The organism is Bacillus sp. RC242 (assembly GCF_044908245.1).
GTDB lineage: Bacteria > Bacillota > Bacilli > Bacillales > Bacillaceae_G > Bacillus_A > Bacillus_A mycoides.
Genome location: NZ_JBIYCZ010000005.1, coordinates 201,902 through 219,750 on the forward strand (window position 1 = coordinate 201,902; position 17,849 = coordinate 219,750).

A 17,849-nucleotide genomic window follows, 5' to 3' on the forward strand; every position below is an offset into this window, starting at 1 on the left:
GGCTTCTATGAATCACATAGAATACCTTACCCCTAATAAAAAGAAAAAAGAATCTATTTGGATTCTTTTTTTCTTTTTTTATTACATTACATATTTATATAAAGCATGTGCGACACCATGTTCTTCATTTGTTAACGTTTCGTATTGACACATCGCTTTTATTTCTTCAACTGCATTTCCCATTGCAATTGATATATTTGCTTTCTCCATCATAGAAACATCGTTTAAGCCATCACCTATTGCTACAGTGTATTCAACTGGAATATTAAGATGTTCTGCTAAAGTATATAATCCATTTCCTTTTTGAGCATCTCGATGATTAATCTCTAAATTATGCCAATAGGAAGATGTAATAGCTAAATCTGTATTATGCAGAAACGTTTCTTTTAATTTTTTTAATTTCTCTATGTCATAAGAAAACGGTAAAAGTTTATGCACATGTATATCCATTTCTACAATTGGTTTACAACTTTCTGTACTATGAAATGCTGTATGCTCAAGGTATAATGCAGCAATCGTTTCTAACTCTTTCAAATCGAAATTCTCTTTTGCATTCCTCACATACTCGATTTCATTACGTACACTCTCTACTCCATAATCCGGTACATACACACCTTTATTAGTATAAAGCTGATAATACAAGCCATTCTCTTCAAGATATTCTACAATCTCAAGTGCCTGCATATTTTGAATTGGGTATCTCTTCATCATTTTTTTATCTTTATATATAAGTGCACCATTCTCCGCGATAATCGGACACTCCAAATCAGCTTCTAACAATAGTCGTTCAATATCCACAATAGAACGTCCAGTACAAATTGCTACAACATGGCCAGCTTCTTGACATTTCCGAATTGCTTCTGCATTCTCTTTACTAATCATTTTATTCCCTGAAAGAAGAGTTCCATCTAGATCAATTGCGATTAATTTCATTATTTCTTCACCACTTTCTATAAATACACGAGTTTTTATTAAATAAAAGGTATCGTTTTCATACGAATCTCGTGAAGCACTCCTTATTTATAATTTATGAAAAGCGTTTCAGGTCAAGAAATAATTAAAAATAAAATCCAAAGCTGTTCTTTTTAAAGAAAAGCTTTGGATTTTAAGCTACGAATTATAACTAATATATTTTGTCTCACACATGTATACGTTTTTTTCTTCTGTTGGTATATATACTTTAAACTTTTCTAAACGTTTTCCGTATATATGAATAGTGATTACGCTTTCATTTCCGGATATTTCTAGAATATGACAATCAGCTGGTGGAATTACTTTATCTGTTTCGCCTTCTCCCAAATAAAGATTTCCTGTATGTGTTAAATAAGAAAGTGAATTTCCAAGTTGCTTCGTTTGAACAAAGTTCTGCACCATTATCCTTCCTGAAAAAACGCCTTCTACTCCCCATGTGCCATCATGATCATGTAATGGTGTAGATTGTCCATCTTTCCATACGAGAGCTAATACTTCAAAACGTTTTAACGGATCTTCATACAGTAAGTGTCGTGCATATTGAGCCGAATTCACCTTCTGTTTATCTAACGGAAGCCATGTTTTCTTTTCTAAAAGTTCTTCTAGTAATGTTTCAATTTCACACACGATTTGTTCTTCCAATAAATCACCATCTATTAAATCAGTTACAGCTTTAATAAATATTTGAAACGTTTTACTCCCATCGCACGTTAACATAAGCATTCTCCTCCACTCTTCTTTCACACACTTCCATACTAAATAGACCACTAAAAATTTACAATTGAGAAATAAAAAAACAAGGTACAGTAATTTTGTACCTTGCTGAACGTTTTACCTAGTTTTCAAAAGAATAGGTAAGTATTTTAATGTTTGTTCATTTTCTAATATACATTTTTCTAAATTGAACGATGGAGATAACTCTATTTTTTCAAAGGCATTTATAAAGGTAGTTAATGCAATCTCAGCTTCTAAACGTGCAAGTGGCGCCCCTAAGCAAAAATGAGGACCTTTACCAAAGGTTAAATGCTTTTCATTTCCTATTCTGTGTAAATTAAATTTAGAAGCTTGTAAGAACTTTTTCTCATCTAAATTTGCTGCACTAACCCACGCAACAATCATTTGATCCTTTTTCATAAAAGGTCCAAATATATTTGTGTCCGCAGTAATCCTCCTAGCTAATGTAATGGGAAAACGATAGCGTAAAACTTCCTCAATCGCTTTTGAAATTAACGTAGGTTCTTTTCTTAACTCTTTATATATTCCAGGTGAATCTACTAAAAAGCAATAAAAGCTGTTAATAATTAAATTTGTAGTTGTTTCATTACCTGCCGCTAATAAACCTAAAGAAAAAGTAACTATTTCTTCATCGGTTAATCTTTCGCCTTCATATTCAGCTCGTATTAAATCTGAAATAATATCGTCGGTTAAATGATATCTTTTCTCTTGGACAATTGGAAGAAGGTATGTTTTAAATTCATTTAACGCAATTCCTTTTTCTACATCCAAATCGTTAAATTTTTCTTTACTATACGGCATAAATAAAATATCAGACCATTCTTTAATTTTTTTACGATCCGTTGTTGGTACTCCTAATAAATCGGATATGACGGTAACAGGTAAAGCTACAGCAAACTCTTCAACGATATTAACCTCACTATATTTTCTGATATGTTGTACAAGTTCATTTGCGATAGCCTGTATTCGAGGTTTCCATTGTTCTAAACTTCTTGGAGTAAATGCTTTAGAAACAATAGAACGTACATTGCGATGTTCTGGTGGATCAGTAGAATTTATATTTATTCTAGTTTCTAAAGGTGGGATTGCGAATTGTCTTCGTTCCCTTCTACTGGAAAATAAGCGATAATCCGATAAAACTCGATATACATCATCGTATAAAAAAACATTCCATACATCCTGCTCCTCATCATAATGAACCGGATGGTTATCCCTCATAAATTCATACCACTCATACGGATTCCACAATTCTTCTTTTGTTTTCAGCTTTGAAATTTCATGAACTAAAATCACATTTTCAGGCGAAGCCATAGTTCTTTCCTCCCTTTTCTTTTACAATAAAAGTCATAGGTCGGTAGTTCAAAGTTGTATAATCTAACATATGTTATTTTAACATATGTTAAAGGAGATTTTTCATTGGAGAACTTGAGAAATATATAAGGGGGATTTTTATGTACGTTGACATTTTATTACTAGCAGAATTAACGACTGGACCAAAACATGGATATGAAATAAAGAAAAATGTTCAAAATCGGTTAGGTGAGAATTTCGAATTAAATCATAATACACTGTATCCCGCTCTTCGGCGCTTCGAAAATATGGGCGCTATAACGAAAAAAATACATAAACAAGTCGGAAAGCCAAACCGAAATATGTACGACATAACTGAAACAGGAGAAGAAATTTTTTCTGAAATGTTAAGAGAGTTTCCCGAAAAGATTGCGACAAATAACGCTGAGTTCCTTGTGCGTATCGCGCTATTTGAAAAACTTGATTACGAAGCTAGAAAAGAAATTTTAACAATACGCCAAGACGTACTACATAAACAACTTACTGCTATTCAATCTTTACATGTTAGCTCATCTTTTATTACAGAAGTCATTGAATTTAGTAAATCACGTATTGAACATGAATTGCTCTGGATTGCATCACTTATGAAGAAAATATGAAAAAATAAAAAGAAAAGTTAAAAACAATGAATGAAAATGAGATTTATTATCAATACTATAATTAATAAAAGGGCAACCACGATTTGGCTACCCTTCAAAAATTTATACTTCTGGATCAAAAGTTTTGCAATCTGTTTCTTCAGTTGTAGATGCATGTTTACCTTTATGACTTACTACATAAATTGCATCTGCACTACATTTATTGCCGTTAGCCCAAAATTTACAGTTGTTTACTTCACATAAAACGTCTTGTGCCATAGTATCACACCTCCTTGTTCTATTATCATTAACAAAATTCGGAGGTATGATACTCTTTGTCATGCATTTTTTATTACCTTTTTAACTTTCTTAATGGTTCAATATCTCCTTGTACAATAGCATCTATATTTTCGGTTATTTTTTCAATGTCAAAATGCCACCATTGAATTTGCAATAATTCTTCTATTATTGTATTTGTGAATCGTTCCTTTATTTTATTTGCAGGGTTTCCGCCAACAATTGTATATGGTGCGACATCTCTAGTCACAACAGATTTAGCTGCAATGATTGCACCATCCCCTATTTTTATTCCGGGCATAATAGTTGTATCCATACCAATCCAAACGTCATTTCCTATAACTGTATCACCTTTGTAAGGTAAATCAGACAAACTAGGTGTATACTTCTCCCACCCATTTCCAAATATATTAAATGGATATGCCGAAAATCCATCCATCCGGTGATTCGCTCCGTTCATAATAAAGGTAACTCCATTTGCAATACAACAAAACTTTCCAATGGTAAGCCTATCTCCAATAAATTCATAATGATATAATACTCGATTTTCAAATGTTTCTCCATCTTTCGCGTCATAATAAGAATAGTCACCAACAAATATATTAGATTTCGTTATTGTATTTTTTATAAAATGAACGTTTTGATTTCCTTCAATAGGGTATTTAACATTTGGATTAGGATTCATGTTGCACAGCACTTCCTTTACCATTCATTTCACTTTCTACTGCTATTACTGGCTTTAAATTGTATATAGGTAAAATAAACAATAATCCAATTATAAATAGTAGAGCCGTTCCCTCATACATCGTACCTAATGAAAACATCTCCTTTAAGGAACCAGCTATACTCATCGTTACTACCATTGAACCGGTGAATAGTGGACTTAAAATGCCGTTCACGCGACCAATAAAATCGGTATCGCTATTTTGAATAATGAGCGTATTAATACCAATTTGGATACATGGAAGAGCTAAACCACTAAAAAGTTGTGCCGTAAGTGTCACCCATAAATTTGTGGAGTAGCCTATAATACCAATTCCAATTGCCTGACCGAGCATCCCTACAATTAACATCTTTTGGGGAGCAACGTTTTTCGCAAATACCATCGCTAAAGCCCCGCCAACAATCATTCCCGCACCATTTACTGTTAGTAACCATTGTAAACTCTCTTTTGATAACCCTAACTGCTCAGTCACAATAAAGATGCCTAGTGGCTGAATTAAACCTATACCTAGTCCAGCTGCCATAAAACAAAACCCTAGCAAAGTTAATGCTTTTTTCTTTTTTACATATTTAATACCATCCAGCATTTCCTGTAACAGCGTAATTTCTTTCTTCTCATTATCATTCTCAAGATCTTTCGGAAGAAATAACAACACAGCTGCTGCAAGTAAAAAAGCGATACCTGTTATGATGATTGAAATATAAATTCCAAAACTATGAAAAATAAATGTTCCAAGAATCGGTCCTAACACCATAAAAATCGCAAATATTGTTTGATATATAGACATCGCTAATTGAATTTGTTCCGTTGATAAATGCTGTTTAAACAACTTCATACCAGATGGTTGAGAAAACTGCGAAAGGATTGCAGAAATAAGCGTCACAAAAAACACGATTTTCCACGTTCCAAACATAAGAGTAATTAATACAGCGAATACGGAAATAGAACTTAACGTCTCACACCATATCATTGTCTTCTTTGGCTTCCACCTATCAGCAAAAGTTCCACCAATGAATGAGAAAATAAAAATGGGAGCAAATTCAGCAACCGAAATCATCGAAATGGCAAAAGCATCACCTTTCGTCATTTCCATAACATAAAGTAATATCGCAAAGTTACGAACCCAAATACCAACTTGTAAAAATAATGCTGATGCTAGAATCCCTTGCACAAATCGATTTTTTAATACTTGTGATACCCCATGATTTTGTTTCGTTTCTGCAGTCGTCGACATAAAAAAGCCTCCTATTTCGTGTTCTGAACAGGAGGCAGCACAAATCATATGAAAAGACTATATATTCGCAGTGCGAAACACATCCCTTTTCTATACATGCACATACTAATCCTATTCAGAAGAATATTTCGTTTTTTAACGAAGATCTCTTACAAATAGAATTAGTTGATCATTGGGATGTTTTCACCCTTCCGTTTCGAATTTAAATAACACATGCATACTCTATGTTAATCATTTGTCGTGTATGCATGTCTCAATATAACTATTCTAAAAAGACAATGGTAATTCCTCTAAAGAACGCATTAAATAATTACCTTGCCAATTAATTTTTTCACGCTCACCTTTTATTTGTAACGATGGCATCCGTTTAAACAAAGTAGTAATAGCAATCTTTGCTTCCAACCTAGCAAGTGGTGCTCCTAGGCAGAAATGACTACCATGCCCAAAGGCAATATGACGGTTATTTTCTCGTGTAATATCGAATACTTCTGGTTTTTCAAATACGGTTTCATCACGGTTTGCTGAAGCTAATGAAATAATAACCATGTCTCCCTTTTGTATTGTTTGATCGTGGATTTGAAAAGGTTCAGCCGCCCATCTTGCAGTTGTAACCTCAACTGGAGAATAATAACGCAATCCTTCTTCAATTGCAGAATCAATTAATTTTGGATTATCTTTTAATAACTGTAATTGATTTGGATTTTCAAGAAGTGCTAATACCGTATTCGTAATTAAATTCACTGTTGTCTCATGTCCTGCTACGATTAGTAACATTATCATTGAATATAACTCTCGAGCACTAAGTTTATGCCCTTCATTTTCCGCAAGGATTAGCGCACTAACCAAATCTTCTTTTGGATCTTTTCGTTTTACATCAACTATATATTTAAGATATGTAATAAACTCAGATAGTTGTTTTTCGGTTTCTTTTATTTCTCCAGGTGTTTCTGGCGATGCAATGACAGCATGAGACCAAATTCTAAATTTCGCTTGATCCTCTTTTGGAATTCCAAGCATCTCACTTATTACAATAATCGGTAATGGGAATGAATAATCATCCACAAGATTTAATGTACCTTTTCGCTCTATCTCATTTATTAAATCATCCGCTACTCTCTGAATTCTTCCGTCTAATTGTGAAATCATCTTTGGTGTAAAAGCTTTTTGAACTAAAGATCGTAAACGACTGTGGTTAGGTGGGTCCGAATTTAACATATGCGTTGTTAAATGATCACTATTGTCAACAGAAAGATACATGTTATTTGTATCTTGAGAAAACACATTTGCCATATCTTTTTTTAAACGATTATCTTTTAAAAGTGGCACAGCATCTTCATATCTTGTAATGAGCCATTCTTTACCGATTTCAACTTCATTTACAAATAATATAGGTTGCATTTTTCGTGACTCTTTATAAATTTCATATGCATCTTCTTTAAACTGAGCAGAAGCTAAATTAATGCCATCCTCTATTTTTCGGCCAACCTTATTTTTTATTGACATTACATTCCCTCACTCTCAATTATTTGTGTAAATCAACCTAACATTTGAATTATACTTCAATAAAAACTAGAAAATTGTAAATTTTTAATTAAAATCTTACTTCGTATATTGAAAAATAAAAAAGTGAGAGAGTAAAATTATTCTACTCTCTCACTTCCTATTATGCGAAGCACATAAAATTACTAATTTGTTGATATCGATAACTTACTTTACGACGACGACCACCTTGCCAAGTGTAGCCTGAAACCCCGCTTCTTCTTACCTCGGTTGGAAAGAACCATAAATCTCTTCCGAAAGGACCAGGTCGATGTAAACGTAAATAGCCCCATCTTCCTAAACAGTTACACATCCAAGATTTCATATTGCCTGCTTGTGCTGGAGAAGCAAATGTGGACGGTAACGACGGAGCTTGTGACGGTGGTGGTGATGTTGGAGCATCTTCCGCATCATCTGGTCTATAGTCTTCTTGTTCAATATCTCTCACTTCATTTGTAGATTCATAACCGTAGTTTTGTGGATTATAATACATCTCTTGATCATATGGATAGTTTTGTTGGTTATACATAATAACCCATCACCTTCTTTTCATTTGTTTCTTTTAACATTCATATGTGATACGCCATTCATAGGAAGCTTATGTATAGCCTAAATTCATCTAAAAAAAGCTCGTATTTTAAAAATACGAGCTTTTTTATAAACAAAACATATTTTTTATTTTATTAACTTCACACTATAAAAACGCATTTGATCTAACGAACCTTCATATTCAAATACTTCTTGCTTAATTAATTCTTTCAAGCGATATTCCAAAAACGTATCCCCAACCAATTGATCCGCAAGTCCAAGTGCTTCACCTATTACTCTCGGAGCTTTATGAAACTCTTTATCTGCTCCTACATTTTTCGCACACTCAATAATGAATTGATCAAAATAATCTTCTTGTACAGAATGCACTTCATCGTCTTTCCAAACTCTTAAAAACTCCGTGCTTTGCGATAATCTATCCCACTCATGTGCAAACTTCATTCGCTTCTCTTCAGTTAAATACGGAAATTCCACAAAACTTTTTTGGAAAAGAGCTAAACTTTCAGGAGATACTTCTCCAGTTCCACGGATATCATAATCTTGTTTTAATATTTCTCTACTCGCTTCAGAAGTATTCATAACACGAATATTTTTCTTATCTTTTAATTGCGCAATTGCAAAACAAAGCCCTACGTGCTCATGGGCATTATCCGCCTTCCAAACGGTAATCGGTGTTTCATTCGGAATTGAATGTAGCTCTTCTAAAGTCTCCTTAAATCTTGGTAAATACTCTTCTTCAAAATAACAATCATAAGAAGTTAAGTTATTTAATAACCACTGTGCCCTTGCTAATTGACCTTCATTCGTATGTAATTGATGTATGGGACCAATTGAAAAGAATTCAGAGTATGAAACAACACTCTCCTCGTGTAATCCTTCTTGTTTCAACATATATTTTAAACATCCGGCAGTTGAATCATCAAAGGCAATATGAATGTGTGTGCTTTCTTCTAAATTCTTTTCCTGAGTTGTATGACTCGTCAATTGCTTAGGGATACTCGTTAAATTTTTTATCATATCTTCGCTATAATTCCCGTCTAATACATCTAACTGTATTAGAATACTTTGAAGTAAATGTTTTGCTTCATCTTCATACATATCCTCTACAACATTTTTAATTTTATCTATCATATAAATCCCTCTATTCATTTCTAAAATAACGTAGATTATAGTGTATCATTTTAGCCCAGATGTTTAAAAGTCTTTTTAAAATCAAATCGTTTATTACACAGATTGCTGCAGCCATCTAAGTTTTTAACAAAAGCTTTCTCTATATTCCTCTCAATCTATAGATCTATAATATTTTTTTCTTCCTCCTTATTTATCTCCCAAAATCACATTAGTTGCTAAATAATTTTTAAACACTTTGCAAATCTGTTTATTTAAATGTATAATTATATGGAAAATAAAAAATACAGGAGCAATATTAATGGCGAAAGTACTTACTAATTATAAACATTATTAAAAAAATTGGAGATTTATATTTATTTGTATATTACCTGCTGTCGCTTTATTGTATACATTCGATGTCATCTTTGAACTACTGTGTCACCAAAATTTTTATTTGTCTAATTTAATTATTGCTATCATATTAATCTTAATATTTATTAACATTAAAGAAAACTATAATTGAAACGAAACCGTTGTGAAGATACATTTTTCATAAAAAATTAGAGCACCCTGCTATTGGATGCCCTAATGTGATTAGAGGTTTTTTCTGAGTATTTAGTAGGACACGAAGATCTTGTCCTATTACATACTATATGCTTGTACTTATTACATCGTGCACTGGAAAGCACAATGTCTAGATGCCAAATAGATACATACACATTGGAGTAACTAACACGCTAGAAAAGACCTTTCTATATCCATTCATTCTTAATAGCCTACATTATTACTAATAAAATTTTCTCATACTTTCATTGTACAATTGCTTTATTTATAAACAAAAAACATCCCCATGGATGTTTTTTATCTAATTACCTTTAAACTTCCATAAATTTAGCAGGTACACCAATTTTTTCAACTACAGAAGATATATTAGTAGGGTTAATCATTACATTTTCAATACAAACTAATTTATTTTCTAATAATCCATTCTCTGTAGTAATAAACTCTTCAAATCGTTCTAAAGTCATTGAGAATTTATGCTCACTTCCACCATTCATACTGACTTTTACATACTTCATAGTGTCACCGCCTCTCTTAATTATCTATAATTCGCTAAAAATACGCTTACATCCTTTTATTAAAACGTGGATTTATCACTTTTATCACTTCCCACTACACGTTTGAAATGATTTTGAGAAAAAAGCTACTAAACACCACCTGTTCTTTTCATTAAAATTTCAATAGAATGTTTCTAGAATTATATATCTTTGGAAAAGATTATATAATAGTACTGATTAAATATTAGGAGTGTTATTAATGGTTGATATAATCCGACTCTTAATCATCATACTTATCGCATTTTTTTTATTTTCATCAATTATTATGGAGTTTAAAAAACCTCACAAAAGTATGTTTTGGTTCTCAATTGAAGTCTTGTTTCTGCTAGGAATCGTACTTTTAATGAAAGAATTTTTCATCAAACTTTCCGCATAAGCCCTTACCTTAAGTAAAACATAATATCCCATCAATAACGCAGGATAAATTATGATTGTTATTTTTTTCACTGAAGTTAATAATTTAACTTCCGATAGTTATCTTTTATTTATAACTACTTTATAAGCTTCTGCTAATTACTCTTTTTCGTATATTATCATGAAGACTAGAGCAAGCATGCCTTGTCATATATTAGATAAGGGATGTGATAACATTGGGTAACGATAACAATCAATTTATTTTTCATGTAGTACAAAGTTCGGCAATTAAAAGATTTATAATTATCGATATAATTGCTGGAACAGGAATTTATTGGACCGTAAATTTCATTTCTTCAAATGCATTACTCGCAATTATTAGTTGTTTTTTGGGGACAAAAAAAATGAAAAAAATGCATCATTCATAGAGCAATAACTAAATCCCAATTCATTTCTTTCAAATTTGTTGCCTTTACTCTTCTTGAAGTGGGAAAGCAATTTTTCACAGTTGGCTAATTCATCCAACTTTCTGGCAGACAATACTTTTGATTGTCTGCTTTTTGTATGAGATTTTTCGTTTGACATATACTACTTTTGAACCTGTATACCAATACAAGCCATTTTGGTGTTTGGGATTTCCCTTCCTGGGATAAGTATTTTTGAACTTATCCCTTTTTTGTATAGGCATGTATATTTGGGATAAAACTAATTACAAGCAGACTTTCTGTTTATTCGTAGTTCTTAACCAAAAGACTTTTCTCCTTTAAAGGACAGTAGGTACGACTACTTGTCCTTTTTTATTAATATTTCACACACCATTTTTTGCCCCCTTCTAAGCATTCTATTACAGCTCCCAAATAGCCAATGTTTATAGTCATACAAAATAAGCAGTTGCTGATACTTTCCTTTTTGAGTTACACAACACAATAAAAATGTGTAACTATAGATTTGAATCCATGTCCTCCTATCTCAAAAGCTCTCCTAAGTAACTAAAAAAAACACCTTAAGTGGGTGTCCTTTTTTCTTTATGTAAGAGAACATACAGATAACATTAATCCTCCAAATGTCACTGTTCCTAGTAACCCTAATACAACTCCTATTAAACAAACACAATCAGCAAGACAAATTGAAGATTGCGATAATGGAACAAATGACCTACTTGTGCTCGATCCATAATGTTTTATTTTCTCATAATTTATATCCAACATTACATGTAGACATGATACACAACCCTCAATAGTTTGAAGAGATTCATTTTCTAACCGCACCAATAACTTGTTATTTAAAGCAAATGGAAGAGGGTACTGCTTATCTAATTTCATATTTTGATAAATTAATTGTAAACGAGATAGCATACTATTTTTCTTTTTTTCAGATGCAGCTGTACATTTTATATTATTAAATTCATTTAATAACAGCGTCAATTCATCTCTGTTGCCGTATAAATCCCTAGCTATTCTTCTCTTTAGTTTGTACGAATGGATAATAGATTTAATTTCAATCATTTAATTACACTTCCTAATTAAATATTATTTCCCCTTATAGATAAAAAATACTTTTAAATCCTATTAACAATACACTCAAACATCTTAATTTACTATCAATTATCATTACATTAACCTTACATAGTTGTAATAATTTCTTTAGTTACTTACCAACCAGAAGCAGTCCATCCTCATAATTAATATTGTGTATATCACTATAGAAAATGAAATCATTAATAAAAATAACTTGACTTTATTTGCTTAATTAACCCTTCTCTTTACTTTGTAATAAAGTATTAAAATATTGCTGGTTATATATTACCGCTGGATGATTAGGTATATAATTTGCTGCTAATTCATTATAATGTAACGCCTTTTCATAGTTTCCTAAATGGCTGTAGCACAAGCTTATATGGAAATATGGAACCCAATTGTAACTTGCCGGGTTATAAAGTATCGCCTCGTTAGGATATGTAATTTTCGTGGCTGCTAAATACCAACGAATTGCTTCTTTATATTTTTTTTGTTCCATCATAACATGCCCTATCCCAACACAAATTTCCCCTCTTGGATTCCCGTATTGAAAAGCCCTTGTAAAAGTTTCTAATGCTTTATCCCACTTTTGAAGTTGCATATAACAATACGCTAAGTTTCCGCACACATAAACATTTCCTTCTCCCCATTTTTCTTTACTATCTAATACTTTTTTATAAAATTGAATTGCCTGATCATACTTTTGCTGAAACATACATTCATTCGCATAATTGAACCAATCTGTAAGCGTAACTTCTTCTGTCTCAATTATGGATTGGAGAATTTTAAAATTCTGATCAATTCTTGGCTTTTCTTTACAATGAGTAATAGTTATATCCGTGTGCAACACATTTCCTTCAACTTGTATAAATTCGTGCACTTTGTTAATCCATTGAAAATTTCTTGAGCGATTAACAAGCCTATAACGTGTTGTAATATACATTAGCTCCATACTTAATCCAGTATTCAAATGATAAAACATTAATACAGCGTCAATATCATTATTCATTTCTTGTTTTAAATTTAAAAATTTCTGCTGATCCTTTTCAAATAAAACATCATCAGCATCCAACCATAAAATATAATCTTTTTTCGCTTTAGAAAATGAAAAATTTCTGGCCGCCGCAAAATTATCATTCCACTTATAATCATAAATATTAGTTGTATACTTTCGAACAATATCTTTAGTTCTATCTGTAGATCCAGTATCTACAATAACTATTTCATCAACTATGTGTTTTACTGAATCTAGACACCTTGCGATAACTTGCTCTTCATCTTTTACAATCATGCATAAACTAATTGTTATTTCGGTCAAGATAATCCCTCCTCCTAATGTATTATATGATTGAAAAAGAAATTATCTTCACAAATACATACCTCAAGATATACATGAAGTTATTATTTAATTGACTAATACTTCTAAAACTGTGCATACGCTATAATGTGTCACACTCTTTTGCAATAAAATGCAATCATACAAAATAAGCGGTTTCTGATTACACAGAAACCGCTTATCCGACATACGTATATTTATATTTTTTAAATTCACTATACAATTACCTTTTATATGTTCACGTTATTATTGCTAATAAGAAGGATAAAGATAAAAATGCACAAAGTGGTACATATAAAACAGTATCCATTCTAGCAAACTGCGTATCTTTTTTTCGTTTAAATATACCAAAATAATGAAACTCACCAATTACTCTTATGAAAAAACAACCATACAAACCCAGGGTCCTATTTGAACAAAAACATTGGGAACTGCGAAATGAACAATATTTTCTTGTTGTAATAAAATCATTGCTGCCATACTTAACGATAATGCAATGAACAATGTCATTCCTGCACCTGGTGTAAACGCCTTTTCTCCAGCTTTAGTTGGAATGAAACTATTTGTCGCCCACTTACCTCCGAAAGCCCAATAAACATGTGAAAAACTAACTAAGAATAATATGCAAACAGAAATATATGTAATAATAAGCATTTTGTCCTCCCATTATTTTACTTAAATCCTTACCTTTAAAATATGCTATGAATACTTCATACGCAACCTATATTTAATTACATAAAAACCCCTTAGTGATTTATCAATTTTACGATAAATCATTAAGGGGTTAGTGGAATTTATTATGCATTATACCTATTTTTTCGACGTTCCATCCTAGTTTGACCTTGAACAGTACTTTCTTTATATTGATCTATTTGCTCTGCCATTTCATATGTTACAACTGGTTCTTCGTTATTACGCTCATGCATTGTTTCTGGCCTTTTACGTTTAGAACCTTTTCCACCAAACTTAAATAATTTCATCTTAAATTTCGGTAATCTTGGAAAGCGGATCTTAAATGATAGCCTTTTACGTTTCTTTTTTTGTTTAAATAAATTAGTATTTTCTTTATTAGTGTATTTCTCTTTACCGTGTAATAACATCGCAAGTAATCCACCTAATATAAGTCCTCCAACTAAAAGGAGAATATATAAATAATGGCTTGTCATTAAATTCATCATACGCTCAAGTATGACTAACGACTGCACTTCTTTTATATCCCATAGTAACGCGGCCCATAATGAGAATAAGCCCAAAGTAAGCCCGTATGTACGAAACCGGAATAAACACGGAATTAACGCAATGCAAGCGGCGATTTTCGCGTTCGCTATTATTGAACTTATTGAAATATCCTGATTCCAAATAACTAACAGTAGTGTTATAAATGGTGCATAGGCTATCCAGCTACATATACGTGAATATATCTTTTTCGCAAAGTAACTACCGAAACTAGTAAAAAATAAAAGTCCTCCAATATATAAAGATTGTTCAAGAGGGATTTGCTTTAACATTCCTGCAATTGGAAAGAGGCCGCTCAGTAGCATTAATAATACATCTAATTTCTTCACAATTCCCCATTCCTTTCAAATTTTCTTTTCAATTAATAAAAATCGCTTTTCCATATGATGTAGTTTTTGTATTTCTAAAAAACATCTTAATCCTGTATGTAAATAAAGTAAATATGAAACCGAAAATATACATGACAAATCATATCTATATTTACAATGAAAAATGACAAATCCTGCTCATTATTACTAGCAGGATTTGTACACTATTATTTATATTAATATCAATGTATCTTCTTTTTCTAAAATTATTACATCTTCATCTAATTCGTCATTGAATTCTTTAAACTCCCTTGAATCAATATCGGTAGTATAATTTTTAATTAATTTAGCCATATGCATTACATGCGTATTATGAATATTTTGTTCTGAGAGCAAGGTTGATTTACAGCACATGTAATGTATCATTTTGGCGATTTCTTCTCTCTCTTCAGATTTTACACCAAGCGGGATAACTTCGAGTATGTACTGCTGTACTATCTCATTACAATCTAATTCGTATGCAGCCGTGCTATAGTAAATTCCCACTTGATCTACAAATAATCTCGTTTCATTCATAACATGTTCTTGGTCTCTAACAATATAGTTCGGTACATCTGAGTTAGTATTAATTCTAATTATGTTTATATCCTCTTTTAAATTTGGGATTATTTCAGGTGAAACCCCAATATTAACGCTTTTATTTTGCAATTCCTCTATCCAATATTTCCTCATATTGGCATCTACAATAAAATAAACTTCTTTATTTTGTTTATGTGCATCTTGTGAAATTTCAACTAATGTTTCTGACATAAATTGTTTAAAACTGACTCCTATATCATTCCTTTTTGATGGTTGTGGTAAAAACACTTTATTATTACCTATATTTAATAAAGTATGATCAATTGTGCCCCATTCTTCTTGACCATATAATTTATATAATATTTCTCTCCCATTTATTTTTGAAAAAATAGGTAAGAAATCATATTTAGACATTTTCTCAATTGATAAATTTACAATTATCCCTGGTAATTTTATCTTATTCCAACTACACTTTAAGAACCCCTTTTGTTCTAACAAACTAAGAATGGCATTAATAATTTCTTTTTTAGATACACTTTGTCCGATAAATAAATTAATAAATGCTGAAATACGTTTCGTTTGAGCGAATCCTTCCCGAATAATTTGCTTTGGATTAATTTTTTCGCGACCATCACAATTTTTTATTGCAATTAATGCTAATTTCATTTCATTTTGCTCACCTGCCGTAGCATGTACAGCTTTTACGACATCGTCTACTAGTTTCTTTTTGTTTTTATGACTATATTGCATTCTATATGGATTTTGTAACAATTTCCTAATGTTATATCTTACTATTTTTAACAACACCGGATTGTCTGCATTTAATACATAGGAGGAATCTCCGTTTTGAGCTAAAACTATTTTGCTATCTAATAACGCTTGTTCTATCTCTATTACTATATCATCTGACCATACTTCTAACGTAATTGTGTCTAATCCCTTTGGTGCAAATAAAGGTAATAACTCATTCTCATTATTAGTTAATACTTTTTTACCCTCTGGAAGTAATGTGAAGTATGGGAATATTCGTTGGAATTCATTAAAAAGTTCCTCTTTTTCTCTTACTTTTATACCAAATTTTATTTTTGTTCCTTGAACTTTATATATATTTTCGTTATATGGAAGAAGCACTCTTACATTTGTTCCTCTAATATACTCTTTCGGACATTGGAGAATGTTCTCTAATTTAACTTCTCCCCCTATCCTATAATCATCTTTTAAATTTCTAAAACGTTTAATCCACTTTATTCCTTTTACAGCTTGTTGTACTTTTAACTTTACAAATCTTTGCTTTTTATTATTTGATTCAAATTCAGGAGTTGAAATCAGTATTTGGCTCCGCTTTCGCCCTAAAAGTATAGGGATATCTTTATGATTATATTGTTGATAAAACCTCCTAATCCCTACAGATACTTTTAATAGCGGAATATTCTCACCTCCACGAGTTACGTATTCAAACCGATATACATAAGAGAAATAATCATGTGTTTCTTCATCTTTAATTGGCTCAGACATCGCTTCAGAAACATGTTGTGATCGCAGTGGTGAAAAATATATTTCTTCCTCATTTTTATTTTCCATACGTAAAGGCTGTTCGCAAAAAATATGAGTAATTAGAGCTGGTACCCATTTAGAAAACGTTTTTTTATCATGTAATACTGGTAAATTACTAATTAAATCATGCTGCCATTCTAAATGTGGTGGATCTATTAATTTATTCGGTTTCCAATCACGAATAACCTCATACCAGCTTTGGAAAATATAGTCTAACTGTTCTTGTCTCATTGGTTCCTTAGCCACAATCCAAGGTGTATCTTCCTTTAATATATATGGATTATGCTGAATGAATAATATATCAGAAAACATTTCATACAATCTTTCATTTACAAGTTTTAATTTGCTCGTTAATAAAAATGTTCTATAATGTATCTCTACAATCTCAAGCCATTCAATAGGAAAATAAATATACGATACTTTCTCATTATAGAGGGGTTCTACTATATTTTTAAATGCTAATAACTGTAATTTTTCCATATTATTAATACTTCCTCTCTTAATTTATATTGATCATGAATAATACTAGAAAAGATACCAATTTTTTAAGCATTAACGAATCAAATTTTAACCAAGCACATTAAAGGAAATAGCTAAATTACATTTAGTTATATAAATAAAACATTATTAAAATCAAATTAATATAAAATACCTATTAACATATAACTACCTCCTTATGGGACTTTATATTATAAAATCATTATAATAAATTATTATATTTTTTATCTATGATTTACAAAAAAATTACAGAAACTAAAT

The 17,849-nt window shown here is 31.3% G+C and carries 16 protein-coding genes and 1 pseudogene; 2 read left to right on the plus strand and 15 right to left on the minus strand.

Annotation, left to right across the window (positions count from 1 at the left end; translation table 11 throughout):
- Positions 1 to 81: 81 nt before the first annotated feature.
- The 3 genes from ABH957_RS11980 to ABH957_RS11990 all read right to left on the minus strand — a co-directional run bounded on the left by ABH957_RS11980 (position 82) and on the right by ABH957_RS11990 (position 3,018).
- Positions 82 to 933, minus strand: coding sequence for a Cof-type HAD-IIB family hydrolase (locus ABH957_RS11980; RefSeq protein ID WP_404453700.1), 852 nt, complete (start codon positions 931 to 933; stop codon positions 82 to 84).
- A gap of 177 nt (positions 934 to 1,110) precedes the next feature.
- Positions 1,111 to 1,689, minus strand: coding sequence for a cysteine dioxygenase family protein (locus ABH957_RS11985; RefSeq protein ID WP_002085230.1), 579 nt, complete (start codon positions 1,687 to 1,689; stop codon positions 1,111 to 1,113).
- 114 nt (positions 1,690 to 1,803) lie between these two features.
- Entirely contained in the window at positions 1,804 to 3,018 is a 1,215-nt protein-coding gene (locus ABH957_RS11990; RefSeq protein ID WP_404453697.1) for a cytochrome P450, read from the minus strand.
- Between the two features lie 140 nt (positions 3,019 to 3,158).
- Here ABH957_RS11990 and ABH957_RS11995 point away from each other — a divergent pair, with 140 nt between their 5' ends.
- Positions 3,159 to 3,656: a PadR family transcriptional regulator gene (locus ABH957_RS11995; protein WP_088033681.1), complete on the plus strand. Its 498-nt coding sequence runs from the start codon at positions 3,159 to 3,161 to the stop codon at positions 3,654 to 3,656.
- 102 nt (positions 3,657 to 3,758) lie between these two features.
- Here the strand turns inward: ABH957_RS11995 and ABH957_RS12000 are convergent, their stop codons facing one another.
- From ABH957_RS12000 to ABH957_RS12030, 7 genes are all read right to left on the minus strand, one after another.
- Positions 3,759 to 3,914 (minus strand): DUF1540 domain-containing protein, encoded by a 156-nt coding sequence (locus tag ABH957_RS12000; protein WP_000046089.1) that lies wholly within the window; start codon positions 3,912 to 3,914, stop codon positions 3,759 to 3,761.
- Positions 3,915 to 3,987: 73 nt separating this feature from the next.
- On the minus strand, positions 3,988 to 4,617 hold the full coding sequence (locus ABH957_RS12005; protein WP_002085226.1) for a Vat family streptogramin A O-acetyltransferase: 630 nt from the start codon (positions 4,615 to 4,617) through the stop codon (positions 3,988 to 3,990).
- On the minus strand, positions 4,607 to 5,890 hold the full coding sequence (locus tag ABH957_RS12010) for an MFS transporter (RefSeq protein ID WP_002127654.1): 1,284 nt from the start codon (positions 5,888 to 5,890) through the stop codon (positions 4,607 to 4,609). The genes ABH957_RS12005 and ABH957_RS12010 overlap by 11 nt, the downstream gene beginning before the upstream one ends.
- 267 nt (positions 5,891 to 6,157) lie before the next feature.
- The gene (locus ABH957_RS12015; RefSeq protein ID WP_404447670.1) at positions 6,158 to 7,393 is read right to left on the minus strand and encodes a cytochrome P450 family protein; all 1,236 of its coding nucleotides are present in this window, start codon (positions 7,391 to 7,393) and stop codon (positions 6,158 to 6,160) included.
- A 160-nt stretch (positions 7,394 to 7,553) separates the two neighbouring features.
- Positions 7,554 to 7,958, minus strand: coding sequence for a hypothetical protein (locus ABH957_RS12020; protein ID WP_002032464.1), 405 nt, complete (start codon positions 7,956 to 7,958; stop codon positions 7,554 to 7,556).
- 146 nt (positions 7,959 to 8,104) lie between these two features.
- A complete protein-coding gene (locus ABH957_RS12025) occupies positions 8,105 to 9,109 on the minus strand; it encodes a DUF1835 domain-containing protein (RefSeq protein WP_404447666.1) in 1,005 nt (334 codons plus the stop codon).
- An 854-nt stretch (positions 9,110 to 9,963) separates the two neighbouring features.
- Positions 9,964 to 10,167, minus strand: coding sequence for a hypothetical protein (locus ABH957_RS12030; RefSeq protein ID WP_002085220.1), 204 nt, complete (start codon positions 10,165 to 10,167; stop codon positions 9,964 to 9,966).
- A 629-nt stretch (positions 10,168 to 10,796) separates the two neighbouring features.
- On the opposite strand from ABH957_RS12030, the gene ABH957_RS12035 reads away from it, so the two are divergent.
- On the plus strand, positions 10,797 to 10,988 hold the full coding sequence (locus tag ABH957_RS12035) for a hypothetical protein (protein ID WP_002070042.1): 192 nt from the start codon (positions 10,797 to 10,799) through the stop codon (positions 10,986 to 10,988).
- 597 nt (positions 10,989 to 11,585) lie between these two features.
- Here ABH957_RS12035 and ABH957_RS12040 read toward each other — a convergent pair.
- From ABH957_RS12040 to ABH957_RS12060, 5 genes and pseudogenes are all read right to left on the minus strand, one after another.
- Positions 11,586 to 12,065, minus strand: coding sequence for a homoserine dehydrogenase (locus tag ABH957_RS12040; protein ID WP_404511302.1), 480 nt, complete (start codon positions 12,063 to 12,065; stop codon positions 11,586 to 11,588).
- A 244-nt stretch (positions 12,066 to 12,309) separates the two neighbouring features.
- Positions 12,310 to 13,368 carry a glycosyltransferase gene (locus ABH957_RS12045; protein WP_404511372.1) on the minus strand — a complete coding sequence of 353 codons (1,059 nt, stop codon included), beginning with the start codon at positions 13,366 to 13,368 and terminating at the stop codon, positions 12,310 to 12,312.
- Between the two features lie 283 nt (positions 13,369 to 13,651).
- A pseudogene (locus tag ABH957_RS12050) lies at positions 13,652 to 14,067 on the minus strand (DUF3995 domain-containing protein).
- 143 nt (positions 14,068 to 14,210) lie between these two features.
- Entirely contained in the window at positions 14,211 to 14,978 is a 768-nt protein-coding gene (locus ABH957_RS12055; protein WP_404511304.1) for a DUF3959 family protein, read from the minus strand.
- 210 nt (positions 14,979 to 15,188) lie between these two features.
- The gene (locus ABH957_RS12060) at positions 15,189 to 17,570 is read right to left on the minus strand and encodes a pPIWI_RE module domain-containing protein (protein ID WP_404511306.1); all 2,382 of its coding nucleotides are present in this window, start codon (positions 17,568 to 17,570) and stop codon (positions 15,189 to 15,191) included.
- Positions 17,571 to 17,849: the final 279 nt, after the last annotated feature.